The following is a 25430-nucleotide window of genomic DNA, read 5'->3' on the forward strand; positions in this document are numbered from 1 at the left end:
ATGGCAAAGCCCCTCGCGCTGACATCGGGCGAACCTGCGGGCATCGGCCCCGACATCGCCCTTGAAGCGTGGCGGCGGCGCGGTGAGCTGGACCTCCCGCCGTTCTATCTGCTCGGCGATCGCGCGTTCTTCGCCGAGCGCGCGAAAATCCTGGGATTGTCGATCGACCTCGCCGACGCCGTGCCCGAGGAAGCGAGCGCGGCATTTGCGAAGGCCCTGCCCGTGGTCACGACCGGCGACGTCGCGACCGCGCCCCCCGGACAGCCCGACCAGACCAGCGCGACCGCGGCGCTTGCCTCGATTCGCCATGCGGTCGACCACGTCAGGGCCGGACGCGCCGGCGCCGTCGTCACCAACCCGATCGCCAAGAGCGTGCTCTACCGCGCCGGATTCCGCCATCCCGGCCATACCGAGTATCTCGCCGAGCTTGCCGCCGATGGCGGCCGCGTGCCGCAGCCGGTGATGATGCTGTGGTCGCCGGCGCTCGCCGTCGTTCCCGTGACCATCCATCTTTCGCTGCGCGAGGCGCTGGCCCAGCTCTCAGCCGAGCTGATCGTCACGACAGCCCGGATTGCAGTTGCGGATCTGAAAGCGCATTTCGGCCTTGCTCAGCCACGCCTTGCGATATCGGGCCTCAATCCGCATGCCGGCGAAGACGGCTCGCTCGGCAGCGAAGACATCGACATCGTAGCACCCGCCGTCGAAATGCTGCGCAAGGAAGGCATCGATGCCCGGGGCCCGCTGCCGGCGGACACCATGTTCCACCCCGCGGCGCGCAAGACCTATGACTGCGCGATCTGCATGTATCACGACCAGGCGCTGATCCCGATCAAGACCATTGCGTTCGACGACGCCGTCAACGTCACGCTCGGATTGCCCTTCATCCGCACTTCGCCGGACCACGGCACCGCCTTCGACATTGCCGGCACCGGCAAGGCCAACCCGTCGAGTCTCGCCGCGGCGTTGCGGCTCGCCGCGCGCATGGCGGCGACGAAACCTGCATGAGCGCGATCGACGATCTGCCGCCGCTGCGCGAGGTCATCCGCGAACATTCCCTGTCGGCCCGTAAATCGCTCGGCCAGAATTTTCTGCTCGACCTCAACCTCACCGCGCGGATTGCACGCGCCGCTGGCCCGCTCGAAGGCGCCACCATCATCGAGGTCGGTCCCGGCCCCGGCGGCCTGACGCGCGCGCTGCTGGCGCTCGGCGCCAAACGCGTCATCGCGGTCGAGCGCGACGAGCGCGCGCTGGCGCCGCTCGATTACATCGCCAAGCGCTATCCTGGCCGGCTGGAGATCGTTCACGCCGACGCGCAGCGCTTCGATCCCCGCCCGATGCTGGGCGGCGAGCGGGCAAAAATCGTCGCCAACCTGCCCTACAATATCGCAACCGCGCTTCTGGTGGACTGGCTCTCGATCGAGCCATGGCCGCCCTGGTACGACATGATGGTGCTGATGTTTCAGCGCGAGGTCGCCGAGCGGATCGTCGCCAAGGAGAACGACGAGGCCTACGGCCGGCTCGCGGTGCTCGCCAACTGGCGCTCGGAGACCAAAATCCTGTTCGACATTTCCCCCGCCGCGTTCGTGCCGCAGCCGAAAGTGACCTCCTCGGTGGTGCGACTGGTGCCGCGTGAGGCGCCCGAGCCGTGTGACCGCCGCGCCCTCGAACAGGTGGCGGCCGCGGCCTTCGGCCAGCGCCGCAAAATGCTGCGGCAGAGCCTCAAATCGCTCTCGGTCGATCCCGCCCGGCTGGCCGAAGCCGCGCATATCGACGCGACCAGGCGCGCCGAAACCATTCCAATCTCCGGCTTTGTTGCCATGGCCCGCGAATTGACCGATATACGAAGCATAAAAACTTAAAACGCCCCGAAGAAACTGCTCGAGGAGATGATGCCATGGCGCTGATGCGTCGCCAGTCGCTGGTCAAGTTCGATGCGCCGTTGTGCGAAACCATCGTCGACACGCCGAAGCCGAAAGGCAGCGAAGTCCTCGTCCGCATCGAGCGCTGCGGTCTCTGCCATTCCGACCTGCACATCCAGGACGGCTACGCCGATCTCGGCGGCGGCAAAAGGCTCGACACCACGCGCGGCATGACGCTGCCGTTCACGCTCGGGCACGAGATTGCCGGCGTCGTCGATGAAGTCGGTCCCGATGTCTCGAAAGAGCTGATCGGAAGGAAGCAGGCGGTATTCCCCTGGATCGGCTGCGGCCAGTGCCGCGACTGCGCCAATGGCGACGAAAACCTCTGCGTCAAGCAGCGCTTCCTCGGCGTCTCCATCGATGGCGGCTTTGCCACTCACGTGCTGGTGCCCGACGCCAAATATCTGCTGGATTACGATCCGCTGCCGGTCAATCAGGCGGCGACGCTGATGTGCTCGGGCGTCACCGCCTATGGCGCGCTGAAGCGGCTGGTCGACCGTCCGCGGCAGCGCAACCTTTTGCTGATCGGGCTCGGCGGCGTCGGCATGATGGGGCTTTCGTTCGCGCAGGCGATGTTCAAGCAGAACATCACGGTCGCCGACCTCTCTCCTGCCGCGCGCGAGACTGCGCTGCAGAACGGCGCAGCGGTTGCCTACGATCCGGCCGAGCCCGAGGTTATCAGGCGCATCCTGAAAGAGACCGAAGGCGGCTTCGACGGCGTCGTCGATTTTGCAGGCAATGAGAAATCGATGGCGTTCGCCGTTGCAACCGTCGCACGCGGCGGCAAGATCGTGGTGTCCGGGCTGATGGGCGGCAATTTCAGCCTGCCGATGGTGCAATGGGTCTACAAGCGCATGACCATCGAGGGCTTCATGGTCGGCATACTCGCCGAGGCCATGGAATTGATGGCCCTCGCCCGCGCCGGCAAGATCAAGCCGACGCCGATGAAGGAAGAGCCGATGGCCGACGTCCAGAAATGGATCGACCAGCTGCGCGCCGGCAAGGTCGTGGGGCGTATCGTGCTGAAGAACTGAGGCAGCACGCGCGGCTATCGGCGGCATTGCTGCGCTGAGGCAGCACCGCTCGCGACGCGATCGTTATGCCGACTTTGGCTTCGACAGTTCTTGAACCGCCCGGTGCGCGACAACGTCCAATCCGCCCAAGGTGGTGTTTCCCTCCTCCGCACTCTGCATCAGCTTTCGGGCGACATACTTGCGGCTTTCATGATCGCCGCCGTTGGGAAAACGGCGGCAGGCTTTTTCCAGCGCAACTTCCATGTTTGCAATCGTGCGGTCATCCAATTTAGCCACGACGTCACCTCCCCGGGGTGAACAAAGCCAACCGACATTCCCTTCCGAGTACAGCGATCATTGAATGATAGCACTTTCGGGAAAAAGCGGAATAGAGGATGGCACCTCGCCGGGAGGCGACGCGCCGTCTCCTGCAAACTTCTCGGGACGATCACGGCCATGGCATGCCTAATGCCTACTTCCCGAGCGCCGCCTGCGGAGTGTTGCGAAAGCTGATTGCCATGCGGTTGTAGGCGTTCATCAGGCCGATCGCGATCGTGAGGTCCACGAGGTCGCGCTCCTCGAACACGGCGCGGGCGGCCTGACATGCTTGATCAGGCACGCCGGTATCGGCGACGCGCGTCAGCAGGTCGCGCGTGTGCATGTCGAGGCAATAGGCGCAGTTGTTGATCTGGGAAATTCGCGGGTAAGCGCGACTGCATCAGTTTCGTGCCGTTGCAGTCACCAGCCGAATGGACGTTCAAGAAAGACCAGACCGATTATGTCGTGCCGGTGCGGTCGCGGCTGGTGTTGAACCATCTTGAATCGACGTGCGAAGCCGCGCGCTGCGGCATGGGCATCGCAACGGTGTTCTCCTATCAAGTCGCAGAATCGGTCAAATCCGGAGAGCTTGCGTTGCTGCTGCAGGATTTCGAGCCGCCGCCGATACCCGTCAGCCTTGTCTATCCGCCCAATCGCTTCATGCCGGTCAAGTTGCGCGCGTTCCTGGACTTCGCGCTACCGCCCTCAAAGCACGCATCGCCGACCTGCCGAAACGCGCCCCGCGAGGGCGAGCTGGGTCCTCCATTTAGATGAACGAGTACTGACTTAGGGTGACAATGCGATCACCGCAATGCTCAAAAGCCGACTCTGTCGGCATCGGCCCGTCTGATTGCTGCCAAGTACGCGGCCCACTCGAACTCAAAGGGCCCCACATGCGTAAGCTTGGTTCCGGCCTCGTATCCGTTATCATATGCGAAGTCAGACCATTGCACGACAAGGTCGTTCCGCGAGACAAGAACGGTGATAGCTCCACAAGCGAGATCGCCACACTCGGGGCAAACAAACAGAGACACACGGTGACCTCCGCCGACGGGGACATCCGAGGTCAATATGCTTGCTATTCCACCGTTGAGGCGACCGGCCACCTCAGGCTCTAATCGCGGGTCCGAAAGGCACCCGCACATATCAAGGCTGGACGCCTGAGTAGCCTTGAAGAGGGATGCTCCATTGACGACAAAGTCAAATGTGTACCTCTCCTGTTTCAAAGGACTGGTGCTGCCGCCCCGATGAAGCCTAGCAAGTGCAAGTTGATCCGCCATTCCCGCCGCTCTGCGCGTACCTGTATCCCGGGATCAATGTCAGTTTTTTCAAGCTTCGCAAGCTTGAACGCAGTCGCCCAATGGCGGCTTGCCGCAGTCCGCGCTGGCCAAAGGGCGACGTCGGACCCCGTGACCTCCCATCGACACTGGTACGCCTATGGCGGCTGTCCGGATCGAGAAGCCGCGACCGCTGTAGCGATGGTGCTGCGAGAGTTGGCGCTGCTTCCTAAAAGTCCCGGGCTCTGATTTCCCGGAACGACACCAAACGGCGCTGCGCCTCGTCCCATAACACAAGTCGTACACACCGAAAGCTCCGCAGGAGCGTTATGTGGCCGACATCGCGCAGCTCCGGGTGGTCACGCAGCACGTGCGGCAGCCGGTAATAGGGAATTCGGCTGGAGAGGTGATGCACGTGGTGAATACCGATGTTGGCTGTGAACCAGCGCAGCAGCGCCGGCAGTTCGTAATGCGAGCTGCCGTACAGCGCGGCTTGATGCAGGTTCCAGCTCTCGTCCCGATCCCACGTCGTGTGCTCAAATTGATGCTGCACGTAGAACAGCCATACGCCGGCCGTGGCGGCCAGCAGCGTAATCGGAAGATGCACGAGCAGGAACGCCTTGATCCCGATAAACCATGTGAGCACAGCGACGATGACGGCAATCGCGAGATTGGTTGCCATTGTGCTGGCCCAAGGCTGCCAACCATGGCGCATGAGGCCGACCGGAATCCTCTGTTGCAAAAGAAACAGATAGGCCGGTCCGAGCCCGAACATGATCAGCGGGTGGCGATAAAGACGGTATTTCAGACGACCCCACCAGGAAAGGGCCCGGTATTCGCGCACAGTCAGCGTATCGACATCGCCGATGCCGCGGCGATCGATGTTGCCGGTGGTGGCGTGATGAATCGCATGCGTGCGGCGCCAATAGTCGTAAGGCGTGAGCGTGAGCACGCCAATGACGCGGCCGACCCAGTCATTCGCCAGGCGGCCGGCAAAAAAGGTGCCATGGCCGCAGTCGTGCTGGATCATGAACAGGCGTAAGAGAAAGCCAGCGGCCGGAACCGCGATAAGCAATGAAGCCCAGGCATAGCCAAGGGAGAACGTGAACCAGGCCGCGGTCCACAGCATGACGAGCGGCAAAGCCGTGATCGCTAACTCGGCCAGGCTCCGCGGCCGACTTGGGGTGCTGTAGTTGCCCAAAATGCGCTTCCAACGCCGAGCGTCGGGGACGTCATCGCTGCCAATGGGAGTCTGAATGAAGCCAAAGTCTTTTGGCCCATTAGACCCCTGCACAGTTCTCTTATGCACAGATATCCCCTTCTGACAGTGCACGTAAGATCGAGGCACCGATGGATCGGCACCTACGTCCGTTGATCGATTTTTGGAGAAGGGTCTGAAACGTGCGTGCCTGTCAGCAGCGAGGCAAAGCGGGCCCAGTCGTTCGGCCAAGTGTCGATTGACCCGCATATGGACACAAATTGGGGGAACGTCAAGGACCGCAGCTCCGCGTTACCCGTGCCCCATGGGTCCAATCGCGTCAATTTGGTCGTCGGCCGACTACTTCCGGTCTTCCGCAGGAAACGGACACGGGCCGGCGCCCCACGGCAGGGGCGTCGCCCGGCTGCTGTCAGATCGTCACGCGGCTGCCGTCGAAGCGCGTGAAGGAGAAGCCGTCGAAGGGTTCGCGGAGGGCAATGCGCTCGTCCCGCAACATGCCGATAGCCACTTCTTCGCCGATCGCCATTGAGGCAGAAGCGTCGGAACGCCAGTGGATGCCCGCCCAATTCCGTCCGAAACCGAAATTCACCGCGAGCTTGTTCAACTCTCCACCAACCGTGAGCGGCGGCCCGGTATAGGGCACGAGCCTAGTCGGGTCGGCCGGATCGGGCTGTACCGGGTTGATGATGACGCGGCTCTCGTCGAAAAACGCTTTCAAGATGGTAGCCGTGACGGCACCAACGCCCGTGGCGCCGCCGGGATAGGTGGAGTGAAGGGGCGCGGCCTCCGGATAGGTTTGCGACAAAAGATAGGTGCCGTATTTGGCTTTACTGCGATCAAGCGCTTCCGATTTCAGGAAGCTATCGTGCAACGGGTAGTCGCTCACGCCATTGGCGAGGCGATGGTGCGCCAGACCGCCGTAGGCTTCAGGTCGCACAGCCCGGTGCACGAAATACTTCTGCCAGTAGGCCGCGCGGACGGAGTTGCTGATCCCCGTGGTGAGTAGTGCCTGCACATAGGCCAATCCGAAGGTGGCACCCGCAGGTCCCTGTGTTTTCGATTTCCGATACGGGTTAGACGGGTAGGATATGGGCTCCGCCAGTGGATACATCCCGGAGTACCGCTGATCCGTTCCACCGCCGGGGGTTGCAAGCATCAGCGCTGCCGCCCACCCGAGTGCGGGACCAGCGCGGACATACTCCGCAAGATCTCTTCCTGTCGTGATGTATCGCAGTGTCGCGTCGAACTGCAACCGGCGTTTCGCTGCGGCGCCGTTCTGGATCGCCAGCCACTCCTCGTATTCGGTCAGGAATTCGCTCGCGGGCAACGCGGTGCGAATTTGAGCACTGATCCACTGTGAGGCGTAGGGCACGTCCCGGAGCAGGAATTGCGAGATCAGCGGGCCGTCCAGAACGCCTGGAGGCGTGACGGAGCGGCCCTTCGGGTCAGTTGGGTCGAAATAAAGCGCATTGGCACGGAACAGCGTACCGGGTGTGACCCGCCCACCAGACTTCGGCCCCCGGAAATCGGCGAGCTTGTTGAGTTCCTCGGTAGCTGCAAGCACGTCGCGATTGGAGGTGTCGTCACGTAACTCGGTAAGCGGAACATCACGAAGCAGCGATTGCCAATATACCTCGACAGCCTCGCCGCCGCGCTCCGCACTTGCAAGGGCCGGTGCCGGCGGTATCGCAATCTGAGTAGCATTCAAGCCGCTGAGACTGACGGCTTGTGTGCCTACGGGATTGACCAGCTTGCGCGTGCCGCCAAGCGGGATTTTCTCGAAATCAGCGGGATCGCCCGACTGGCAAGCGGTAGAGAAAGCCTGCCATGCCGCTTGCTCTACCTCGCCGCGTTTATCGTGCGGCAGGCCCCGTGAATCCGAACCGATCTTGTTGGTGTAGCGCGCCTCATCGCCATTCGCCGGGTGGGGCGGGATGGGAATTTTCTCGTTGTTTCTCGCGCAGGCCTCTCGGACTTCGAAGGCGCGGCGCTTGAACGCCGCGTCGAGCGGTCGCACGTCCACGCTCACGCCCACAGTCTGCGCCGCGGCCGGGGTTACTCCGGGCATGCCCGGCGGCGACGCAAGCACGGCGGCGCCAACTGCGATGCTGGCCCCGCCGAGCAGCGAGCGGCGCGTGACCGCGGTGGCCGGCAGGGCCGGCGATGCCAGGTCAGATTCAGTCGAAATGGTGGGGTGGTCAGCCATGGAGATCTCCTCCCTCGCAGGCACCGCTCCGGGGCCCGCGCTTTCAGGATTCACAGGATTCAAATGGCATCCGGGCGCGCTTACGCGCACCCGCGTTGGAATGCGAATGCTGAAGGACCGGCGAAAAAGGGAGTCGGTGATTTGAGTGCAATGCTTGCCGATGGCACGACTGCTGTCCGTTCAGTCCCGCGAGGAATTCGGCATTTCCCGCCTGCGACGACAGCTATTCAAAGAGTACACGATCTCGTGCGTCCTGAAAAGACGTCTGATCTTTGGACGACTTCCGCTTTGGGTTCATTCGCGTCGGTTTGACGATCTGCCAGCCGCTTCGGTCTACCCCTTCAGCGGACATTCTCAGAATAGGCGGGCATGTCTCAACCAGAAGCGGCCATTCGGTCAATTGGCTTCCGTGGCCAATCAGCTTAACTTGGCGCGACTCTGCCTTGCCATGTGTTCACAACGCGCCTGATCAAAGGACCGTCAAGGGGAAAGCAAGATGGCAGTCGCCGACCTGGTCCTTCCTGTGTTTGCGATTATCGTCACGGGTTGGCTGGCCGGTTGGCTCGGCTACATTTCGCGGTCGTTGGCCGACGGGCTTGTGCACTTCGCCTATAACGTCGCGATGCCGGCGCTGCTATTCGTCACCATCGCGCAGGAGCCGGCGCGTAATCTTCTCGAATGGCGCTTTCTGCTGGCGTTCGGCGGTGGCTCCATTTTGTGCTTCGCGGTGGTCTTTCTGACAGTCCACCTCCGGTGGGGACGCGACCGCGCCAGCAGCACGCTCTATGGAATGGCCGCGGCGATGACCAATACTGGATTCGTAGCGCTGCCAATCCTGCACTCCATCTACGGACAGCCTGCCGTTCTGCCCGCCGCCATCGCAACCTTGTTCGTGGCGGGGGTGATGTTCCCCGCGACGGTTATTCTCCTGGAAAGCGAGGGACGCGGCGCGCACGCGAGGACGGCAGGTTTGGTAATGCTGGTGAAGCAGATCGTTCTCAATCCGATGGTACTATCGACTCTGATCGGTCTTGCGTGGTCGACCACAGGCCTGCCAATGCCGGCCTTACTCGCGGCCTATATGAACATCTTGGCGGCTGCTCTAACGCCGTGCGCGCTCTTCGCCATTGGGCTAAGCCTGTCAGTTGAAGCAATACGCTCGAACGTCATGGCATCCGTCGCCCTCGCGGTCGTGAAGCTCGTAATCATGCCGCTGATCGTCTACGGGCTTTGTTTGGCGTCGGGCCTCAATCCGCTCTACACGATCGCCGCCGTCATCTGTGCCGCCGTGCCGACCGCCAAGACGGTGTATATCCTGGCAGGCGAGTACAAGGTGGAAGAACCTCTGGTCGCGGCCACAGTCTCGATCACAACGCTGGTGTCGGTAGCGACGCTGATGGGCTGGCTCTACGCCCTCGCTGCACAGGCGGGCTAAAAGCGCCAAGAGGACAAGCGGTCGGGCGAACAAGATCAAGTCGGTTTCGAACGGCGGTCAGGATCCTCGGCCATGTCGCCGAGCGCAGGCTCCAGCGAACTCAACGCTGCATCGACTTTCTCCAAAAGGCGTTCCAGTTCGGCGCGCTCGTTGGGCCCTGGGTTCTCCTCCAGCCTGCCTAGCAGTTGTTCCTTTTGAGTGAGAAGTTTCGCAAGTGAAGTCATGGTGTCCTCGCCCGAGTACGGAACTGGAGGAGCCGTAGAACAACTCGATCAACCATTCGGAAAGGCGTCAAGTTCCTGGCGGAACCCAAGATGAGCGCGCTATCAAAATCTCCGCAGAGCGGAACGAATGCCGTCCGAAGCCTTTGGTTTTGATCGACAAGAGGAGGTATCTATGAAGCTATCTGTCTTGGCGATTGCGACACTGCTTACGGTCGGAACCATCGCTTCGGCCAACGCTATCGAGTTTGGCGTCGGGCCTGGCGGCGTTTACGTTGGTCCCGGCTATGATCGCCCCTACTACCGTGATTACAGAGATGACTGCCGGATCGTGATCCGCGAACGCACCAACCGCTTTGGTGAACGCGTCAGGATCCGCGAGCGCATCTGCGACTAAACACGCAATCGACGGTTAGCGACGATCAGATCAGGGTCCGGCTGGGACGCTGGACCGATCGGTAACTGAGAAATTGGTGCGGTGTCGCATCTCGCCTGCGACACCGTTCCCGCAAAAGGAGGGCCTCAGCGCCGCTGAAGCCCTTCTTGCGTTTCTTGGATACTGTCAGTCGAGATCAAGCATCGCACACTCTGCCGAAAATCTTCGTGATGGCGGTTGCAGAACGCAATCGTTGCAAGACGTGGGCGAGCCTTCCGCGATTTAGGGATAATCTTCGGATAGAATTTTCTTTGCGCCAGATGCCAGCAAAGTCCGGCTCAATGTGCCCTGCCAAGGAGCGGGTCGGACGCTATGCACCCGAAAGCGGACCTATTATGCTCACCCTGAGCTTTGTCGTTCTTGACCCGAAACAGACATCAATTGCCGCAGAGTGCCTGCACGACAGCCAAGCGGTTTCTCTAAAATCTGGATTCGGTCTTTAGCGCGGGCTCTACAGGCCGGCGGATTTTTTCAGCGGGCATTTCCCCTTCGCCTCCTTCGCCGGCTTCACATCATTCGATTGGATAGCACGTCCCGCCAGACATGGACGGCTTGGCATCATTGGTTTCAGAGCCGTCGACGTACCCCGCCATGTACGATGAAAGGAAGCGGTATAGGCCTAAGTTTATATTGTAGCTTGATACACCCGACGAACAAGAAAACCACGGGTCATCTAACTTGACGGTGATGTTGGTTTCGCATCCGCTCGGGAACCAACTAGCGGGCATGTGTGATGGATCGTCCCTGATGATTGTCGCCTTGAAATTTGTTACGCTTTCGTCGTTGCCTTGACCGTCTTTCCGAACATCGCTGGAGATGAACTGAAGCTTTAAGGTAAACCTTTGAACAGGCACAAAGTGAACCGAATCCCATCTTTTCGATATTTCGTTGATACTGATCCCGCCTGAGAATTCGACCCTACAATAAAACGATGCATTTCTGGGTTCTAAAGAATACGCTCGGCAGGGCTGATCTGCCGCCGAGATGAGAATTACAATAGTTGCAAGTATCACCTTCATTTTAGCTTCGCCCATGAGCTGCGCCCGGTTCAGGCGACACGGGCTTACGCTAATCCAACATCTCTAACGGTCCCTTTATTTGTGCCAGAGCCTTTGATATCTGTTCATGGCCCATCAGCGAAGTGGCCGCAGCTCTCATTGAGATCTGCTCCGTGGGGCATAGCGGACTAGATTTGCTCAGGTTGAGTTCTTCGCCTGCTGACCCGGACCAGACGTTTTGTTGGTCGCCGCCAGTGATCTCGGGCAACACAAGAGAACCCGCACGGATCAATGCGAGCGTTTCAGCGCCACACTTCCCGTATGATCAACCGTAGACCGAAAACCACGAACAACGCCCCAACTACTCCCTCGATGCAATGCCGAAAACGTTGGTACCCGGCTCGAATGGTTGGACGGCGAAATATCCACCCGAGGAAACTGAGATAGCTCAAATTGCACACGATGATGATGCCGAGCACCGAACCCGCTGTCGGCAGGTTTGCGGTGAGCACTCCCGTGACGGCAAAGATACTCGTGATAAACAAAATCGCTTGGGCGTTCGAAAGCGCCGTGGCGAAGCCGACAAAAAAAGCTTTGGAAGGCTCCGTCCCGTTGTTGTCGGTGTCATCGCGCGCTAGGGAAGGCGCGATATTGGCTGAACGAGCCCGCCTCGACAGTAGCCAGCCACAATAGATCAGGTAAGCGCCTCCGAGCACACCCACTATGGTGCGTAAGCTCGGGAACAGCTCGAGCAGTGCAGCCCAGCCAAGCAGTGCACAGAGAGCGAGCAGCATCACTGCAACAATGTGGCCGATGAGCGCGAAACCAACATGTTTCGCGGGACGCGTCAGTGACAGGTGCGTTACCATCAGTGAATTAGCGCCCGGAGTAGGCACCGTCACAAGCCAAAGAACAAAGAACCGCCAGAGAACTTCCGTGTCAATCATGCCAGCAACCTGAGAGGGATATGCGAAACCTTGATACTGCACATTTCTGGTTCTGCGACCACTCGTGCGCTGATATATCGACCCTGCGTAGCCCGCATCTCCGAGACTTGACGATCGTCCAAGGTCGCTGTCGGGTCTAGATTGGGAGCGCCTTGCAAAAGACCTAGACCGCCGATCTTGACCCATTTCGGGCCCTCCGCGGACGCGCCTACAGCAGCAGTCCGCCGCTGTAGCGCAACTCGTACAGCGTCTCGCCGCGCCGCGAGATTTCTTCTACACCATGAAAGCGTGCCAAGGTTCCATCGACGCTATTGCGATAGCTCATGTCATCGACCTCGAATGAAGCGGGGCCGCGATATGGCATATCAATGCGTCCCGCGAGCAAGGCTCGACGAAGGAAATTGTAGATCACTAGAAGAGTATCTCGATCCCCGATATCCGGATCGACGCCGCCACTGTAACACATTGACCAAACGACTTTGCCATCCTTCGACACCGTCTCTTGTCCAACGAAGAACCCCATACCGAAATAAATGTCTCGATATGCATACGGACATGCTTGGTGTTCTAGCTGCTTAGACCCATTGAGCAATGGTGCTGTCACACTCGCGTCGTCATCCAAACCGGCGTATGTGCGCCGTTTAGCCTCCAACAGAAATGCAGCAAGGTCGTCCAACTCACTCGACATGCTCCGCCCCAGTAGTTTGGGCCTATTATTAACTAGGAGCGCCGAATCTCTCAATGTCCCTTACTTGCCCTTTTGAGACATGCCAACCGGCCCTGGCGATGTCCGTTCACCGGGGTATACCGGAAGTCTTCGTCGGACGGTGAAAACGACGCTTTCGACCCATCTCCGACATCACCCTCCGGCCTCTAGCCACGCGCATGCCCTGAGTTCGCCCGAGGCGATTCGATCGTCACAGCCGTCCAACAAAGTGCTAGGCTGCGCAGGCGCATTTCCAACTATCTTGAGGCTGGACGAGTCACCTGCGGAATAGCCCGCCCACCACACCCCCCACAACGCCGTGCACCGCACCGCCGATCGCGCCGATTGGACCGCCGACACCACGCGAATGGCGAGTACGGCTCCCAGCGCGACGACGGTCTTGATGGCCAGATTTGCTAGCCTCTGCCGCGGCGTCCGTTAGTACCCTGTGCTGGGCGGCGTTGAGGAAGCCAGTCGTAGGGTAGCCATGCTCCTCCTGCCAGCGCGCGATGACGGCGCGAGTCGATTCGTCGAACTTCCCATTGACCTTGGTCTTGAACCCGAGCTTGGTTAGCCCACGTTGCACTCCACGACGCTTTGCCTTGGTGAGGCCGATCTGCTCCTCGGTCTCCTGAGTCGCTTCGTCGGTAGCGATTGCCGTTTCGGCGGGTGCCAACGTTTCGCGAGGCGTGCTGCTCAGACCAGCCTTAGCAAAGTGCGCGCTGTCGACGATCGCTAGGACACACAATGCTAGGATCAAGGCGCGCATGGCCCTTCCTTCGCCCTCAAGTCTGCCGATGGTTCGGTCTAGAAAGTAAAGATACACCGCGCCGTCCTGAACTATCAACGTCCGACGGCGCCACTCGCTTCGTCGCAGGGGTAACTGTTGCCCGCGGCACACGGTTCCCTAGCCTCGCGCCGATTGCTACGCCGCATTGCACGCGGGGGCATGGGATCGGCGCATCGCCCTTGGAGCTTAGAGACGTCTAGAGCAAGCGCCGCCGAGGTCAGCTTCTGGCCCACACCGACGAAATCCCGCGCTCGTCCAAATGTCGGCTGTTAAGGGTCGACCGGAAATGCCTGACGTATGGCCAAAACGACGCAACTGGCGAGCAGGCTTTGGAAAATGTGCCCCGGCAGGCCGTTGTCAGCATATATTTGGACACAAGGAGGTGCGATATGGCGACAACAGCTACCCAAGTCGTTCTTGATACGCCTGCGGCGGAGTTTCGACTCCCGGCCACCGACGGCAAGACTTACGCACTGGACGACGTTGCGGGCGAAAAAGGTACCGTCGTCGTCTTCATCTGCAACCATTGTCCCTATGTTAAAGCGGTGATCGACCGCATGGTTTCGGACGCCCGCGTGCTGATGTCGGAGAGCATAGGCTTTGCGGCGATTTGCTCGAACGATGCGGCGAGCTATCCCGAAGACTCATTTGAGAATATGAAGCGTTTCGCGAAGGCTCATGATTTCCCGTTTCCATATCTCCACGACGAGACCCAGACAGTCGCTGGGGCGTATGGGGCGGTCTGTACGCCGGACTTCTTCGGTTACAATGCCGACCGCAAGCTCAAGTATCGCGGCCGACTCGACGAAGGCCGCACAAATCCGCCTCGCGCGGGGGCGTCCCGAGAGCTTGTCGAGGCCATGCGTGCGATTGCGACCACCGGTGTGGCGCCGGCTGACCAAAAGGCGTCTATCGGCTGCTCGATCAAATGGAAGGACGCATAAGGCCGAGCCGTTGTCCTAGCGTCCCACCAGCTACGCGGTTGGAAACCCAGTCAAAAGCATCTCGCTCGCGCTGGGATTTGAAGGCGACAGTCGCAATGGCGACAGGCTCGGAAGCAACTGGTGCATACTTTGCAATCCATTCAGCGAGGAGGTTAGGTTGCTCGCACGCGCCGATCGCGTGATCGAATGAGGCTCTTTGCTGCAATGCATGAGTCCGGAACTGGCCCTTCTGCGACATCGGGCTATGTCCGCTATTCGGCCGCTGTTGACAGTTGAGCGGACATCAGTCAGTCGCTTAATGAGTACACGCCCGAACTGGCCGTCTATGGTGTGCTTATGTTGCGCCTCGTTTCGATCGCTATCATCCTATCGCTGCTGCCCGTCGTCGCGGCGGCTGCGCCACCTCATAAACGGCCGGCGCCACGCTGGCACGGCTACGGCTTCCTGCCGGGCTATCAACAGCCGCCGAACAACAGCCTTCCAGCTTACACTCGGAAAGATTCGATTTCGCGCATGGCGCGTTCCAACCGGCGCCCTTGGTATATCGATCCTGTCCCGCGTTATTACGGGTACGATGGCGACTGGCACTATTTCGGTCGGCCCGGCTTTTTCGGCGGTCGCTACAATGGCGGCAGCTTCGGCCCTTGCTGGACGCGCACGCCGATCGGGCCGATCTGGAATTGCGGCTGATAAGCTGGCTGCGACCAACCGGTCGCGACAGGCAAATCACTTCTGATTTTCCGAAATCGTGTCAAGCCCAGGAATCAAAAATATTCCGCTTCTCGCCGCCCCCAAATCAGCCGTACAACTTCGCCCGTTCCGGCCCGCCAAGAGGGGCGTATCGCGAACGTCACGGACGTTGGGCATGGAATGCGGTGGACGCAGCAGCGTCAGGCGCGCTTCGTGATTGCAGGGCGGGCTTTGCCTCGTGAGCGACCACACGGCGCGCAGACGACCGGCGCTTAAGCGCCTCGGCCAAAACTTCTTCCGGCAGCATACGGGCCGGTTGAAGCGCTTCGGCCGAGGAAGCTGCGGACGGCAAAACCGCGCGGTCCTGGCACCCGTTGCTGGTGTCAAGCCGATGGAGATTGTCGGGCCCAACCGGGCCTTCGATCAATCGCCAATCCGTCGGCGACGGAGGCCAGAGGAATTCGGCTCCGGGGAGATCGCGGCATAAGCCGTTAAAACCACTGCGCAGGGAAAGCCGGGTGATCCGGCGCACCTGCGGTCCACCGTGTGCATTCTTGCGCACGACTGCGGGTGTCATGGGCACCCGGCTTTCCCTGCGCCCTCTATCTTAAGAGGGCATCGCAGATCGCATAACTTCGGGCGCTGCGCGCCGCGAGATCGCAATGTCACATCCAGCGTTGGCCGCCTCTGTCGAATACAACCATACGTATCCGAGCACCGGCGTAACGCGGCCCTCCCTGCCCCTGCTTGCGACGCCGGACCGCTTTTCGCAGCGCGCGCTGCCTGATAATCTGCCGTCATTTCATTATGGGTTTTTATTAATGATGTGCGGGGCTTTGGGCGGGAAGATCTGGAAAATCGCAGCGCTGGCGTCATTGCTGGCGCTCACCCAGACCGCGCCTGCCGCCGCCGAAAAGCGCGTCGCGCTTGTGATCGGCAACTCCACCTATCAAAATGTCACCCGGCTCGAGAACCCGCGCAACGATGCGGCGCTAATGGCCGAGACGCTCGCAAGCCTCGGCTTCACGCTGATCGGTGGCCGCGCCCAGCTCGATCTCGACAAGCCGGCGATGGACATCGCCGTGCAGAATTTCGGCCGCCAAGTGCAGGGCGCCGACGTCGCGCTGTTCTATTACGCGGGGCATGGCGTGCAGGTCTCCGGCTCGAACTATCTCGTTCCGGTCAGCGCCAATCCGACGCGCGAGGCCGACGTCGATTTCCAGATGGTGGACGTCAACCTCGTGCTGCGCCAGATGCAAGGCTCGGGCACGCGCCTCAACATGGTGATCCTCGATGCCTGCCGAAACAATCCGTTCGGCGCGCGCGGATTGCGCGCCTCCGACGGTGGTCTCGCGCAGATGCGCGCGCCGGAGGGGACGCTGATCTCCTACGCGACGCAGCCCGGCAATATTGCGCAGGACGGCACCGACGGCCACAGCCCCTATACCAAGGCGCTGGCCGCGACGATCAAGCAGGCCGGGCTCGACATCTTCCAGACCTTCAACCAGGTCGGCCTCGCCGTGAAACGCCAGACCGGCGGATCGCAACAGCCCTGGGTGTCGTCCTCGCCGATCGACGGCAATTTCTATTTCGTGCCCCCTGCCCCGGCACCGCAACAGGTCGCGGTCGCGCCGCAGCCCGAACCGCTGGCCTCGACGCTGCGCCGCGATCCCGATCGCATTCCGATCAAGGATCCCATGCTGCTGCGCGAATTGAGCGACCGCCTGTTCGAGCTCAATTACGATCCGGAGCCGCTCGACAGCAAGAACGGCATGCGGCTCGCGATCAGCAAGTTTCAGGAGAAGGCCAGGATGACGCCGACCGGTGAAGCCACCGAAGGCGTGCTGACGCGGCTGCGCAAGATGGAAGACTTGAAGCCGTGGGGCTCGATCGTCTACGGACCCGAGAGCGACAAATGGGGAATGTCCTGGAATCATTCTTCGCGGCGGGCGGCGATCGACGACGCGCTCCAGAATTGCGGCAGCAGCAAATGTCCGATCGAGTTGAGCTTCTACGGCTCGCGCTGCGGCGCGTTTGCGATCTCGGGAAAATCCTGGTCGCTGGTCCAGCGCGATACCGTTCAGCGCGCCAGGGAGGCCGCGCTTGCCGAGTGCGGCAAGACTGGCAAATCTTGCCGGATTATTGGTGCGGTCTGTGCCGATGGCTCGGGCCGCTGAAATTTGTTGTTCGCGATATTGGATTAACCTGCTGATGCTAAACGCCGCCCGACGTTTGAACCGGACCGTCTTCCTCGCGATATTGATCACGCTCGCGTTCGGGCATGGCCTCGCGCACGCGCAATCCGGTAGTGCCGGCGGCAGCATCGGCAACGATGAAAAATCGCTGTCCGGTTCGCGCGAAGCGCCGCGACAGGCTGAATCCTCGCGACGTAACCAATCCGATACAGATGAGCCGCGCCGCGCCGGACGCAAGAGCGGCGGAGGCGGCGGCAACAGTTTTGATGGCGCCTGGGTCGTCCACTCCCGCGGCGTCACCTGTCAGGGCACCAGCAGCAACGCGGTCATCGTCACCAGCGGCAAGATCATCGGTCAGAACGCCCGAGGCACCGTCAGTCCCGAGGGCCGGGTGTACGGCACCTCGAGCGGCAACGGCATTACGGTCATCACCACGGGCCGCCTGTCCGGTCGCAGCGGCGGCGGGACGTTCCGGCAATCGGATGGCTGCACCGGGACATGGACGGCGTCGAAGCAATAGCGCGGCTGCTCACCACAGCCGGGAAATATTGGAAGACTTGATTATGAAGTACCCGGCTCAACATTCGATCGGAATTGGCCTCCTCTCGCTCGCGATCTCGGCCGTCACAAGCGGCGCGGCCGTGGCGCAGTCCGGCAGCGCCGGAGGCAGCATCGGCAATGACGAGAAGTCGCTGTCCGGTTCACGCGAGACGCCGCGCGCGGTCGAATCTTCAAAGCCTGCGCGACGCAACAAGCCTGAAGCGGAAGAGCCGCGCCGCGCGTCGCGAAAAAACGGCGGAGGTGGCGGCGGCGACTTCGATGGCTCATGGGTTGCCGTCGCCGTGGGCACGCCTTGCGGCAGCAGCACCGAGAGATTTGTCATCTCCGGCGGCAGGATTTCGGGCGACCTGAGCTCCGGGTCAGTCAGCCCCAATGGCTCCACGCGGAGCGGCGGATCGGTCCAGGGTTTGAGTTGGACCAGCACCGGCCGTTTTTCAGGCCGCAGCGGCTCCGGTTCATTCGTCCGATCTGACGGATGCACCGGACGCTGGACAGCTTCTAAACAATAACGCTTCCCGCCAGCAGAAAGGCCGTTGTTTTCCACATATTTTTCATGAGGTTAGCCCGCCACATGTGAGGCGGCGCGCAAGCCGCAATTATACCCCATCCGCTCCGAAATTGCGGCTCATTGCGACCCAAGTCTCTGACCAGATTGGGGGCATCAAGCGTCGTGTAGCGTAGCGTTGCCGGGGATGTAGATGTCGTACCGTTCCGTGAAATTCGCCCCGGCTCTCCTTGCCAGCATTGTGGCAGGTACAAATCTGGCCACCGTGACGGATCTCCGGGCGCGGTCGGCCGAGCAGGTAGCGGAAGCCGGCACGCGAGCGAACCAGGCCGCGGCAGACAACTGCCTATCCGCGCCGAAGGGGGCCACCCCCTCGGGCAGCCATTGGTACTATCGCATCGACCGCACGACAAAACGTCAATGCTGGTATCTGCGCGAGGAGAACGAGAAGGCCGACGACAAGTTCGCGCGTGCCGCGCCGCCGCAGTCGGCGCCGGCGGGGTCTTCGGCCGAAGTGCCGCAGCAAACCGAGACGCGCAAGTCGTTCGACGACGCGCGCGCCGAATGGGTTGCCCAGCAAAACCGCGCCGAACCAAATCCGCCCGCCAAAGCCGAGTCGCGAACGGCTGGCGCAGGGCCTGCGTCCGCCGATCAGAACGGCCCACGCGCAACCATGCCGAACGTGCTGGCACCAGCGCCGCTGGCGACGATGCGGTGGAACGACGCGCCCGCCGCGAGCGCTTCGACCAATCCGGCCAATCTCCAAGTCGCTGCCGCCGCCACGCCCGCAAACCAGCCGCCGCAGGCTGATGAAGTGCAGCAGCCCGCAGCAGATCAGGTTGCGCCTCTCGCGGCAGAACCGGCGGCGGTAAAGCCGACGGCCTCACTGCAGAAGCTGCTTTTGGTGATGGCGGCCGCGCTCGCGCTGGCCGGCCTCACGGTCAGCGCGATCGTCAGGATCGGGCGCATGCGGGCGCGCCGCGCCATGCGCCGCAAACGGCGCGCGATGTGGGATGCCGCCCGCACCAAACGTCCCGCGCCGCCGGTGTTCCACGATGAAGACGCCCGGCTGCGGCGCACCGGCGCTGTGCAGCATACCCGCGTGCCCAAGGAGCGGCCCCGCGTGCCGCAAGAGCGCGCCCGTGTACCCCAGGAACGCGTACGCGTGCCGCAAGAACGAGTGCGCGTACCCCAGGAGCAAGTGCGGGCACCGCAGGAACGAGCACACGTCCCTCAGGAGCGAGAGCGCGATCAGCAGGTTACGGAAATGCTGGCCCGGCTCGCCCGCAGCGCGCAGACGTAACCGAAGCCTACGCGGCAGTTATTTTTCCAACTGGCGCTGCAGCTTGCGAACGAACTCGGTCAGGCCGGTGCGGCGCTCGCGCTTGAGCCGCTCGGCCTTGAGGATCGACTGCACTTCGGCGAACGCGTCATCGACGTTCTGGTTGACGACGATATAGTCGTATTCCGCCCAGTGACTGAGTTCATGGGTGGCGCGGCTCATGCGCCCGCGAATGACCTCGTCGGAATCCTGCGCACGCGTGTGCAGCCGTTTCTCGAGGTCGGCTGCCGAGGGTGGCAGGATAAATACGCTGACGACGTCGGCGCGGGCCTTTTCCCGCAATTGCTGCGTGCCCTGCCAGTCAATGTCGAACAGCACGTCCTGCCCGGCCGACAAGGCGGCCTCGACCAGCGCACGCGGCGTGCCGTAGCGGTTGTCGAACACGGTCGCCCACTCCAGCAATTCGCCCTGCGCGACCATCGCTTCGAACCTGGGCTTGTCGACGAAGAAATAATCACGGCCATCGACTTCACCCGGCCGCATCGGCCGCGTGGTGGCGGATACCGACATTTTCAAACCCGGCATCCGCTCGATCAGAAGGCGCGACAGCGTGGTTTTGCCCGCGCCCGAGGGCGAGGAGAGCACGAACATCAGCCCGCGCCGTTCAACTCCGTCGAAACCACCAGCCGTCATCGGTCACTCCAGATTCTGGACCTGCTCGCGGAATTGCTCGACCACGTTTTTCATCTCGAGCCCGGTCTGGGTCAATTCCAGATCGTTCGATTTGGAGCAGCAGGTGTTGACCTCGCGGTTGAATTCCTGGGCGAGGAAGTCGAGCCGCCGCCCGACCGGTCCGCCCTTGCCGATCATCTCGCGCGCCTGCGCGACATGCGAGGCGATGCGGTCGAGCTCTTCGCGAATGTCGGCCTTGGTCGCAATCAGAATGGCTTCCTGATTGAGCCGGTCAGGATCGAAGCGTTCGGACGTTTCCAGCAGCGCTGTGATCTGTTCGGCCAGCCGCGCCCTGATCGCCTCCGGCTTGCGGCCGGGCGCGGCCTCGGCCTTTTTCGTCAACCTCTCGATTTCGTCCATGCGCTGGATCAGGATTTTCCCGAGCGTCACGCCCTCGCGGCGGCGCATCTCGACGAGATGGCCAAGCGCCTGCTCGAAGGCGGCCGCCGCCGCATCCTTTGCCGCCTTGTCCTCCGCCTCGTCGCTTTCGGGTTCGACCACCTCGATGACGCCCTTGATGCCGAGCAGTCCGTCGATGCTGGGCGCCACCGCGTCGATCTTGCCGGCGAGCACGCCCGCGACCTTCACGATCGAGGAGAGCACGTCTTCATTGATGCGCACGGTCGAGACCGCGTTGGCGCGCTTGACGTTGAGGTTGGCGTACACCGTGCCCCGCGACAGCACCTCGCCGGCGCGTTTCTTGGCAAAGGCCTCGAGTTCGTCCCAACCGGGCGGCAGGCGCAGACGCAGGTCAAAGCCCTTGGCGTTGACGGACTTCAGTTCCCATTCGAACGTGTAGGGGCCGCTGGCGCCGTGGCTCCGGGCAAAACCGGTCATGCTCGATAGCGCCATCGCGTAACACTCTCCAAAAGACAGGGATTTCGAGACTCGAAATGAACGGCGGGACCATAAGCCGATTTCCGCCAAAGTGGAATTGCGTTCCGGCTGCAGCCTGGAACGCCTTCTCGACCGGCGGGCGTCAGCGCTGAACCACCGGCGGCGTCGTGGTCGATTGCGCGGCGCCCTGGCGGGCCGGCGCGGTTGCAGGTGCCGGAGGACGGGCCGGCGGCCTTTTAGCCGGCGCTGCCGGCCGCGGCGTCGTCGCGGTTGGATTGGTATCGGCCGGTGCTCCGGCCGCCGTCGGCGGCGGCAGGTCCTCCGATGGTTCGACAGTGTCGTTCTGAATCTGTTTTTCCAGCGCACGCAGCTTGGCGACGTTCTTCTGGTGCTGGTCGTAGGTCTCGGTAAAGGCGTGCCCACCCGTTCCATCAGCCACGAAGAACAGGTCGCGCGTGCGTGCCGGGTTGGCGGCAGCTTCGAGCGACGCACGGCCCGGATTGGCGATCGGCCCGGGCGGCAAACCATCGACCACATAGGTGTTGTAGGGCGACGGCTGCGTAATCTCGGAGCGCTTGATAGGCCGGCCCAGCGTTCCCTTGCCGCCGACCAGGCCGTAGATGATCGTCGGATCCGACTGCAGCTTGATTCTTTGCCGCAGGCGATTGGCGAATACCGCCGCCACGCGGCTGCGCTCGTCGGCCCGGCCGGTTTCCTTCTCGATGATGGAGGCCAGCGTGATGAGCTGATCCAACGACCTGACCGGGACGTCCGGATTGCGGCGCTCCCAGATTTCCCCGAGCACCCGCTTCTGGGTCTGCTGCATGCGCTGGATCACCTGCTCGCGCGTGGTGCCGCGCGGAAACTTGTAGGTTTCGGGCAGCAACGTGCCTTCGCGAGGTATTTCCCGCACCGAGCCGGCGAAGATGTCGTTGTCGAGGAGTCGCGTCACGATTTGCTCGGAGGTCAGACCCTCCGGAATCGTGACGGCGTGCTGCACCACCTTGCCCTCGACGATGGTGGCGATGACGTCGCGCAGGCTGGCGCTCTTCTGGAAGGAATATTCGCCGGGCTTGAGGTCGGAGCTCGCCTTCAGCGCAAATACGCCGCCGATGAATACCCAGGGATTGACGTTGATCACACCTTCGCGCAGCAGCGCGTCGGCGATGTCGCGCTTTCCGGCACGCGAGGGAATGTTGACGATCTTGTCTTCCTTCAGCGGGCCGGGCGTCTCCAGGATTTGTCTGCCGTAATAGTACACCGCTCCCACCCCGATCATCAGAATGATCAGGAGAGTGAAGATGGCATTGCCGACCACCACGAATGGATTGCGGGCGCGCTCCGACCGCTTCGGCGGCGGCGGCACCTGCTCGGGCTCCAACGCAGCGCGCGGGCTTCGTGGTGAAATGGGCGGCCTCTCACTCATCGATGCAACCTGAATCCTGTCGGTTCAATCGCGACTCGGCAATCCCTTGCCCAGCCGATAGCATACGCCCGCATGTAGAAATCATCGCCGAATACGGCAAAACGGTGGAGTCGTTCTAAACACTTGTTAGTCGGCCAGCCGCCGAACGATCACGGAGGCGTTGGTCCCCCCGAAACCGAAGGAATTCGACAGCGCGACGTTAATCTCGCGCTTGCGCGCGGTCTGCGGCACCAGATCGATCGCCGTTTGCACCGACGGATTTTCCAAATTGATGGTGGGTGGAGCAATGTTATCGCGAATCGCAAGAATACTGAAAATGGCCTCGATCGCACCGGCAGCGCCGAGCAGGTGCCCGGTCGACGACTTGGTCGACGACATCGACACCTTGGAGGCGGCGTTGCCGAGCAGCCGCTCCACCGCACCGAGTTCGATCTCGTCGCCGATCTGCGTCGAAGTTCCGTGGGCGTTGATGTAGTCGATATCCGATACGGCGATGCCGGCGCGCTTGAGCGCCGCGCTCATACTGCGGAAGCCGCCATCGCCATCCGGCGACGGCGAGGTGATGTGATAGGCGTCGCCCGACAGGCCATAGCCGATCACTTCGCAATAGATTCGCGCACCGCGCTTTTTCGCGTGCTCATATTCCTCGAGCACCACGACGCCGGCGCCTTCGCCCATCACGAATCCGTCGCGGTCCTTGTCGTAGGGCCGCGAGGCCTTTTGCGGCGCGTCGTTGAAGCCGGTCGAGAGCGCGCGCGCCGCGCAGAATCCGGCCATCCCCAGCCGGCAGATCGGCGATTCCGTGCCGCCCGCGACCATCACGTCGGCGTCGCCGAGCGCAATGAGGCGGGCACCATCGCCGATCGCATGCGCGCCGGTCGAACAGGCCGTGACCACGGAATGATTGGGGCCCTTGAGGCCATGCTCGATCGATACATAACCGGAAGCGAGATTGATCAGCCGCCCCGGAATGAAGAACGGCGACACCCTGCGCGGCCCGCGTTCCTTTAGCAGCAGCGACGTCTCGGCGATGCCGGACAGGCCCCCGATCCCCGAACCGATCAGGGTGCCGCTGGCGCATTTGTCTTCTTCGGTCGCCGGATGCCAGTTGGCGTCGTCGAGCGCCTGGCGTGCCGCAGCCATCGCAAAGATGATGAAGTCGTCGACCTTGCGCTGTTCCTTTGGCTCCATCCACTGGTCGGGATTGAAAGTACCATCAGAACCGTCGCCACGCGGAATCACACAGGCGATCTGGCTGGCGAGATCAGCGACTTCGAACGTGTCGATCTTCTTGGCGCCGCTCTGGCCGTTGATGATACGCGCCCACGTTGTGTCAACGCCGCAGCCGAGCGGCGTAACCATGCCCAGCCCCGTGACGACAACCCGTCTCATGTCAAAACTCCAGCCCGAAACCGATGGCCCAAAACAAGAAACCGGGGGACCGTTTGATGACGGCCCGTCCGGCTCTGTCTCTACCCGCCCGGGACGTCAGCTTTTAGCGTTCTTCTCGAGAAACTTCGTCGCGTCGCCGACGGTCAAAATCGTCTCAGCGGCGTCATCGGGGATCTCACAGCCGAACTCTTCTTCAAATGCCATCACAAGCTCGACGGTGTCGAGGCTGTCGGCGCCGAGGTCGTCGATGAAACTTGCGTTGTCGACAACCTTATCGGGTTCAACACCGAGGTGTTCGACCACAATCTTCTTAACCCGCTCGCCAATCTCACTCATCTTTAACCTCGTGCTTGTTCTATTGGACCCGACCCCAAGACGCTACAGAGACGCTACGAGCTATCGTGGTCGTTAAACTTCCTTCGCTATCGCGCATAGTCTTGATTCGGCCCGGTGGTAGCCGACAAAGCCCCGGCGAACGGCAGGCGTCGCCACGCCAATATACAGGGTTTCAAAATCCTGCAATGGCCTTGTTTGCCCATCCGTCGGGGGTTCGGTTACCATACTTCCCAAGCCTTGACTACAAGCCTCACCCGCCCCGGACAACGGCCTTTGGCCGCATAGATCGGGGCAATAACTCGCTCAAATCATGGCCATTCCACCGTTGACGTGAATCGTCTGGCCGGTGACATAGGCCGCCTCGTTGGAGGCGAGATAGACGGCTGCCGCCGCGATGTCCTCCGGTGTCCCCAGCCGCGCCGCAGGAACCTTCGCCAGGATGGTCTCGCGCTGCTTGTCGTTGAGCGCGTCGGTCATCGGCGTCTTGATAAATCCCGGCGCGATGCAATTGGCGGTCACGTTGCGCTTGGCGTACTCCGCGCCCAGCGTCTTGATCAGGCCGATGATTCCAGCCTTTGACGCGGTGTAGTTGGCCTGGCCGGGGTTGCCGGTCACGCCGACGATCGAGGTGATCGCTATGATCCGGCCGAAGCGTTTGCGCATCATCAGTTTGGTTGCGGCGCGGGCAAGACGGAAGGTCGCAGTCAGGTTGACGTTGATGACGTCGTCCCAATCCTCGTCACGCAACTGGACGAAAAGATTGTCGCGCGTAATGCCCGCATTGGCGATCAGGATATCGACCTGCCCCATCGCGGCTTCCGCCGCCGGCACCAGCGCCTCGACCTCCGCGCTGTCGGAAAGGTTGCACGGCAGCACGTGGACGCGTTCGCCAAGCTTGCCGGCAAACGAATCCAGCACCTCTCGACGCGTGCCGGAAATTGCGACCGTCGCGCCCTGACCATGCAACGCCTGCGCGATCGCACCGCCGATGCCGCCGGTCGCGCCGGTCACCAGCGCCGTCCTGCCAGTTAAATCGAACATCAAT

Annotated in this window: 26 protein-coding genes and 1 pseudogene; 11 read left to right on the top strand and 16 right to left on the bottom strand. The window is 61.8% G+C overall.

Going from position 1 to position 25430, the window contains the following annotated elements:
• From pdxA to V1277_RS34260, 3 genes are read left to right on the top strand one after another with little or no spacing between them, the layout of a single operon-like run.
• A complete protein-coding gene (gene pdxA, locus V1277_RS34250) occupies window positions 1–1005 on the top strand; it encodes a 4-hydroxythreonine-4-phosphate dehydrogenase PdxA (RefSeq protein ID WP_334420132.1) in 1005 nt (334 codons plus the stop codon).
• Entirely contained in the window at window positions 1002–1859 is an 858-nt protein-coding gene (gene rsmA / locus V1277_RS34255; RefSeq protein WP_334420133.1) for a 16S rRNA (adenine(1518)-N(6)/adenine(1519)-N(6))-dimethyltransferase RsmA, read from the top strand. Before pdxA ends, rsmA begins: the two co-directional genes overlap by 4 nt.
• A gap of 35 nt (window positions 1860–1894) precedes the next feature.
• Window positions 1895–2953 carry an alcohol dehydrogenase gene (locus tag V1277_RS34260; protein WP_334420134.1) on the top strand — a complete coding sequence of 353 codons (1059 nt, stop codon included), beginning with the start codon at window positions 1895–1897 and terminating at the stop codon, window positions 2951–2953.
• A gap of 63 nt (window positions 2954–3016) precedes the next feature.
• Here the strand turns inward: V1277_RS34260 and V1277_RS34265 are convergent, their stop codons facing one another.
• Both V1277_RS34265 and V1277_RS34270 read right to left on the bottom strand, forming a co-directional pair.
• Window positions 3017–3229, bottom strand: coding sequence for a hypothetical protein (locus tag V1277_RS34265; RefSeq protein WP_065729736.1), 213 nt, complete (start codon window positions 3227–3229; stop codon window positions 3017–3019).
• 175 nt (window positions 3230–3404) lie between these two features.
• Window positions 3405–3638, bottom strand: a pseudogene (locus V1277_RS34270) (carboxymuconolactone decarboxylase family protein); the annotation flags it as partial.
• A 20-nt stretch (window positions 3639–3658) separates the two neighbouring features.
• Between V1277_RS34270 and V1277_RS34275 the strand changes: the two are divergent.
• Complete coding sequence (locus V1277_RS34275) at window positions 3659–4024, top strand: LysR substrate-binding domain-containing protein (protein WP_334420135.1); 366 nt, start codon at window positions 3659–3661, stop codon at window positions 4022–4024.
• A 732-nt stretch (window positions 4025–4756) separates the two neighbouring features.
• Here V1277_RS34275 and V1277_RS34280 read toward each other — a convergent pair.
• Both V1277_RS34280 and V1277_RS34285 read right to left on the bottom strand, forming a co-directional pair.
• The gene (locus V1277_RS34280; protein WP_334420539.1) at window positions 4757–5785 is read right to left on the bottom strand and encodes a fatty acid desaturase; all 1029 of its coding nucleotides are present in this window, start codon (window positions 5783–5785) and stop codon (window positions 4757–4759) included.
• Window positions 5786–6155: 370 nt separating this feature from the next.
• Window positions 6156–7952 (bottom strand): vanadium-dependent haloperoxidase, encoded by a 1797-nt coding sequence (locus V1277_RS34285; RefSeq protein WP_334420136.1) that lies wholly within the window; start codon window positions 7950–7952, stop codon window positions 6156–6158.
• A gap of 496 nt (window positions 7953–8448) precedes the next feature.
• On the opposite strand from V1277_RS34285, the gene V1277_RS34290 reads away from it, so the two are divergent.
• The gene (locus tag V1277_RS34290; RefSeq protein WP_334420137.1) at window positions 8449–9387 is read left to right on the top strand and encodes an AEC family transporter; all 939 of its coding nucleotides are present in this window, start codon (window positions 8449–8451) and stop codon (window positions 9385–9387) included.
• 35 nt (window positions 9388–9422) lie between these two features.
• On the opposite strand, the gene V1277_RS34295 is transcribed toward V1277_RS34290, so the two are convergent.
• Complete coding sequence (locus tag V1277_RS34295; RefSeq protein WP_334420138.1) at window positions 9423–9611, bottom strand: hypothetical protein; 189 nt, start codon at window positions 9609–9611, stop codon at window positions 9423–9425.
• 172 nt (window positions 9612–9783) lie between these two features.
• Here V1277_RS34295 and V1277_RS34300 point away from each other — a divergent pair, with 172 nt between their 5' ends.
• Entirely contained in the window at window positions 9784–10005 is a 222-nt protein-coding gene (locus tag V1277_RS34300; protein WP_213286105.1) for a hypothetical protein, read from the top strand.
• 551 nt (window positions 10006–10556) lie between these two features.
• On the opposite strand, the gene V1277_RS34305 is transcribed toward V1277_RS34300, so the two are convergent.
• The 4 genes from V1277_RS34305 to V1277_RS34320 form a co-directional block, all read right to left on the bottom strand.
• The gene (locus V1277_RS34305; RefSeq protein WP_334420139.1) at window positions 10557–11078 is read right to left on the bottom strand and encodes a hypothetical protein; all 522 of its coding nucleotides are present in this window, start codon (window positions 11076–11078) and stop codon (window positions 10557–10559) included.
• Between the two features lie 266 nt (window positions 11079–11344).
• On the bottom strand, window positions 11345–11989 hold the full coding sequence (locus V1277_RS34310; RefSeq protein ID WP_334420141.1) for a LysE family translocator: 645 nt from the start codon (window positions 11987–11989) through the stop codon (window positions 11345–11347).
• Window positions 11990–12197: 208 nt separating this feature from the next.
• A complete protein-coding gene (locus tag V1277_RS34315; RefSeq protein WP_334420142.1) occupies window positions 12198–12677 on the bottom strand; it encodes a DUF5680 domain-containing protein in 480 nt (159 codons plus the stop codon).
• A 295-nt stretch (window positions 12678–12972) separates the two neighbouring features.
• On the bottom strand, window positions 12973–13464 hold the full coding sequence (locus V1277_RS34320) for a peptidoglycan-binding domain-containing protein (protein ID WP_334420143.1): 492 nt from the start codon (window positions 13462–13464) through the stop codon (window positions 12973–12975).
• A gap of 410 nt (window positions 13465–13874) precedes the next feature.
• Between V1277_RS34320 and V1277_RS34325 the strand changes: the two genes are divergently transcribed.
• The 4 genes from V1277_RS34325 (at window position 13875) to V1277_RS34340 (ending at window position 17834) form a co-directional block, all read left to right on the top strand.
• A complete protein-coding gene (locus tag V1277_RS34325) occupies window positions 13875–14429 on the top strand; it encodes a thioredoxin family protein (RefSeq protein ID WP_334420144.1) in 555 nt (184 codons plus the stop codon).
• Window positions 14430–14765: 336 nt separating this feature from the next.
• Window positions 14766–15119: a hypothetical protein gene (locus V1277_RS34330; protein ID WP_334420145.1), complete on the top strand. Its 354-nt coding sequence runs from the start codon at window positions 14766–14768 to the stop codon at window positions 15117–15119.
• Window positions 15120–15943: 824 nt separating this feature from the next.
• Window positions 15944–17296: a caspase family protein gene (locus tag V1277_RS34335; RefSeq protein WP_442894613.1), complete on the top strand. Its 1353-nt coding sequence runs from the start codon at window positions 15944–15946 to the stop codon at window positions 17294–17296.
• Window positions 17297–17330: 34 nt separating this feature from the next.
• The gene (locus V1277_RS34340; RefSeq protein WP_334420146.1) at window positions 17331–17834 is read left to right on the top strand and encodes a hypothetical protein; all 504 of its coding nucleotides are present in this window, start codon (window positions 17331–17333) and stop codon (window positions 17832–17834) included.
• Between the two features lie 57 nt (window positions 17835–17891).
• Here V1277_RS34340 and V1277_RS34345 read toward each other — a convergent pair whose 3' ends face one another.
• Entirely contained in the window at window positions 17892–18419 is a 528-nt protein-coding gene (locus V1277_RS34345; protein WP_334420147.1) for a hypothetical protein, read from the bottom strand.
• Window positions 18420–18573: 154 nt separating this feature from the next.
• Here V1277_RS34345 and V1277_RS34350 point away from each other — a divergent pair, with 154 nt between their 5' ends.
• Window positions 18574–19683 carry a hypothetical protein gene (locus tag V1277_RS34350; protein ID WP_334420149.1) on the top strand — a complete coding sequence of 370 codons (1110 nt, stop codon included), beginning with the start codon at window positions 18574–18576 and terminating at the stop codon, window positions 19681–19683.
• Between the two features lie 18 nt (window positions 19684–19701).
• Here V1277_RS34350 and gmk read toward each other — a convergent pair whose 3' ends face one another.
• From gmk to fabG, 6 genes are all read right to left on the bottom strand, one after another.
• On the bottom strand, window positions 19702–20355 hold the full coding sequence (gene gmk, locus V1277_RS34355; protein WP_334420151.1) for a guanylate kinase: 654 nt from the start codon (window positions 20353–20355) through the stop codon (window positions 19702–19704).
• A gap of 3 nt (window positions 20356–20358) precedes the next feature.
• On the bottom strand, window positions 20359–21246 hold the full coding sequence (locus V1277_RS34360; RefSeq protein WP_334420153.1) for a YicC/YloC family endoribonuclease: 888 nt from the start codon (window positions 21244–21246) through the stop codon (window positions 20359–20361).
• Window positions 21247–21373: 127 nt separating this feature from the next.
• On the bottom strand, window positions 21374–22657 hold the full coding sequence (gene mltG, locus V1277_RS34365; protein WP_334420154.1) for an endolytic transglycosylase MltG: 1284 nt from the start codon (window positions 22655–22657) through the stop codon (window positions 21374–21376).
• A 126-nt stretch (window positions 22658–22783) separates the two neighbouring features.
• Window positions 22784–24049, bottom strand: coding sequence for a beta-ketoacyl-ACP synthase II (fabF, locus tag V1277_RS34370; RefSeq protein WP_334420155.1), 1266 nt, complete (start codon window positions 24047–24049; stop codon window positions 22784–22786).
• Window positions 24050–24145: 96 nt separating this feature from the next.
• The gene (locus V1277_RS34375; protein ID WP_008969609.1) at window positions 24146–24385 is read right to left on the bottom strand and encodes an acyl carrier protein; all 240 of its coding nucleotides are present in this window, start codon (window positions 24383–24385) and stop codon (window positions 24146–24148) included.
• Between the two features lie 303 nt (window positions 24386–24688).
• Entirely contained in the window at window positions 24689–25426 is a 738-nt protein-coding gene (gene fabG, locus V1277_RS34380) for a 3-oxoacyl-[acyl-carrier-protein] reductase (protein WP_065745066.1), read from the bottom strand.
• Window positions 25427–25430: the final 4 nt, after the last annotated feature.

Source organism: Bradyrhizobium sp. AZCC 1588, assembly GCF_036924735.1.
Lineage (GTDB): Bacteria > Pseudomonadota > Alphaproteobacteria > Rhizobiales > Xanthobacteraceae > Bradyrhizobium.

What these genes read in the sequence shown, in the direction of transcription:
- V1277_RS34375 (WP_008969609.1), bottom strand. Translation starts at nt 24,385, where the DNA reads ATGAGTGAGATTGGCGAGCGGGTTAAGAAGATTGTGGTCGAACACCTC.
- V1277_RS34295 (WP_334420138.1), bottom strand. Translation starts at nt 9,611, where the DNA reads ATGACTTCACTTGCGAAACTTCTCACTCAAAAGGAACAACTGCTAGGC.
- V1277_RS34310 (WP_334420141.1), bottom strand. Translation starts at nt 11,989, where the DNA reads ATGATTGACACGGAAGTTCTCTGGCGGTTCTTTGTTCTTTGGCTTGTG.
- V1277_RS34340 (WP_334420146.1), top strand. Translation starts at nt 17,331, where the DNA reads ATGCTAAACGCCGCCCGACGTTTGAACCGGACCGTCTTCCTCGCGATA.
- V1277_RS34320 (WP_334420143.1), bottom strand. Translation starts at nt 13,464, where the DNA reads ATGCGCGCCTTGATCCTAGCATTGTGTGTCCTAGCGATCGTCGACAGC.
- V1277_RS34350 (WP_334420149.1), top strand. Translation starts at nt 18,574, where the DNA reads ATGTCGTACCGTTCCGTGAAATTCGCCCCGGCTCTCCTTGCCAGCATT.
- V1277_RS34360 (WP_334420153.1), bottom strand. Translation starts at nt 21,246, where the DNA reads ATGGCGCTATCGAGCATGACCGGTTTTGCCCGGAGCCACGGCGCCAGC.
- V1277_RS34290 (WP_334420137.1), top strand. Translation starts at nt 8,449, where the DNA reads ATGGCAGTCGCCGACCTGGTCCTTCCTGTGTTTGCGATTATCGTCACG.
- mltG (WP_334420154.1), bottom strand. Translation starts at nt 22,657, where the DNA reads ATGAGTGAGAGGCCGCCCATTTCACCACGAAGCCCGCGCGCTGCGTTG.
- V1277_RS34260 (WP_334420134.1), top strand. Translation starts at nt 1,895, where the DNA reads ATGGCGCTGATGCGTCGCCAGTCGCTGGTCAAGTTCGATGCGCCGTTG.
- V1277_RS34315 (WP_334420142.1), bottom strand. Translation starts at nt 12,677, where the DNA reads ATGTCGAGTGAGTTGGACGACCTTGCTGCATTTCTGTTGGAGGCTAAA.
- V1277_RS34285 (WP_334420136.1), bottom strand. Translation starts at nt 7,952, where the DNA reads ATGGCTGACCACCCCACCATTTCGACTGAATCTGACCTGGCATCGCCG.
- V1277_RS34330 (WP_334420145.1), top strand. Translation starts at nt 14,766, where the DNA reads ATGTTGCGCCTCGTTTCGATCGCTATCATCCTATCGCTGCTGCCCGTC.
- V1277_RS34335 (WP_442894613.1), top strand. Translation starts at nt 15,944, where the DNA reads ATGTGCGGGGCTTTGGGCGGGAAGATCTGGAAAATCGCAGCGCTGGCG.
- fabF (WP_334420155.1), bottom strand. Translation starts at nt 24,049, where the DNA reads ATGAGACGGGTTGTCGTCACGGGGCTGGGCATGGTTACGCCGCTCGGC.
- fabG (WP_065745066.1), bottom strand. Translation starts at nt 25,426, where the DNA reads ATGTTCGATTTAACTGGCAGGACGGCGCTGGTGACCGGCGCGACCGGC.
- V1277_RS34300 (WP_213286105.1), top strand. Translation starts at nt 9,784, where the DNA reads ATGAAGCTATCTGTCTTGGCGATTGCGACACTGCTTACGGTCGGAACC.
- gmk (WP_334420151.1), bottom strand. Translation starts at nt 20,355, where the DNA reads ATGACGGCTGGTGGTTTCGACGGAGTTGAACGGCGCGGGCTGATGTTC.
- rsmA (WP_334420133.1), top strand. Translation starts at nt 1,002, where the DNA reads ATGAGCGCGATCGACGATCTGCCGCCGCTGCGCGAGGTCATCCGCGAA.
- pdxA (WP_334420132.1), top strand. Translation starts at nt 1, where the DNA reads ATGGCAAAGCCCCTCGCGCTGACATCGGGCGAACCTGCGGGCATCGGC.
- V1277_RS34325 (WP_334420144.1), top strand. Translation starts at nt 13,875, where the DNA reads ATGGCGACAACAGCTACCCAAGTCGTTCTTGATACGCCTGCGGCGGAG.
- V1277_RS34305 (WP_334420139.1), bottom strand. Translation starts at nt 11,078, where the DNA reads ATGGGCGAAGCTAAAATGAAGGTGATACTTGCAACTATTGTAATTCTC.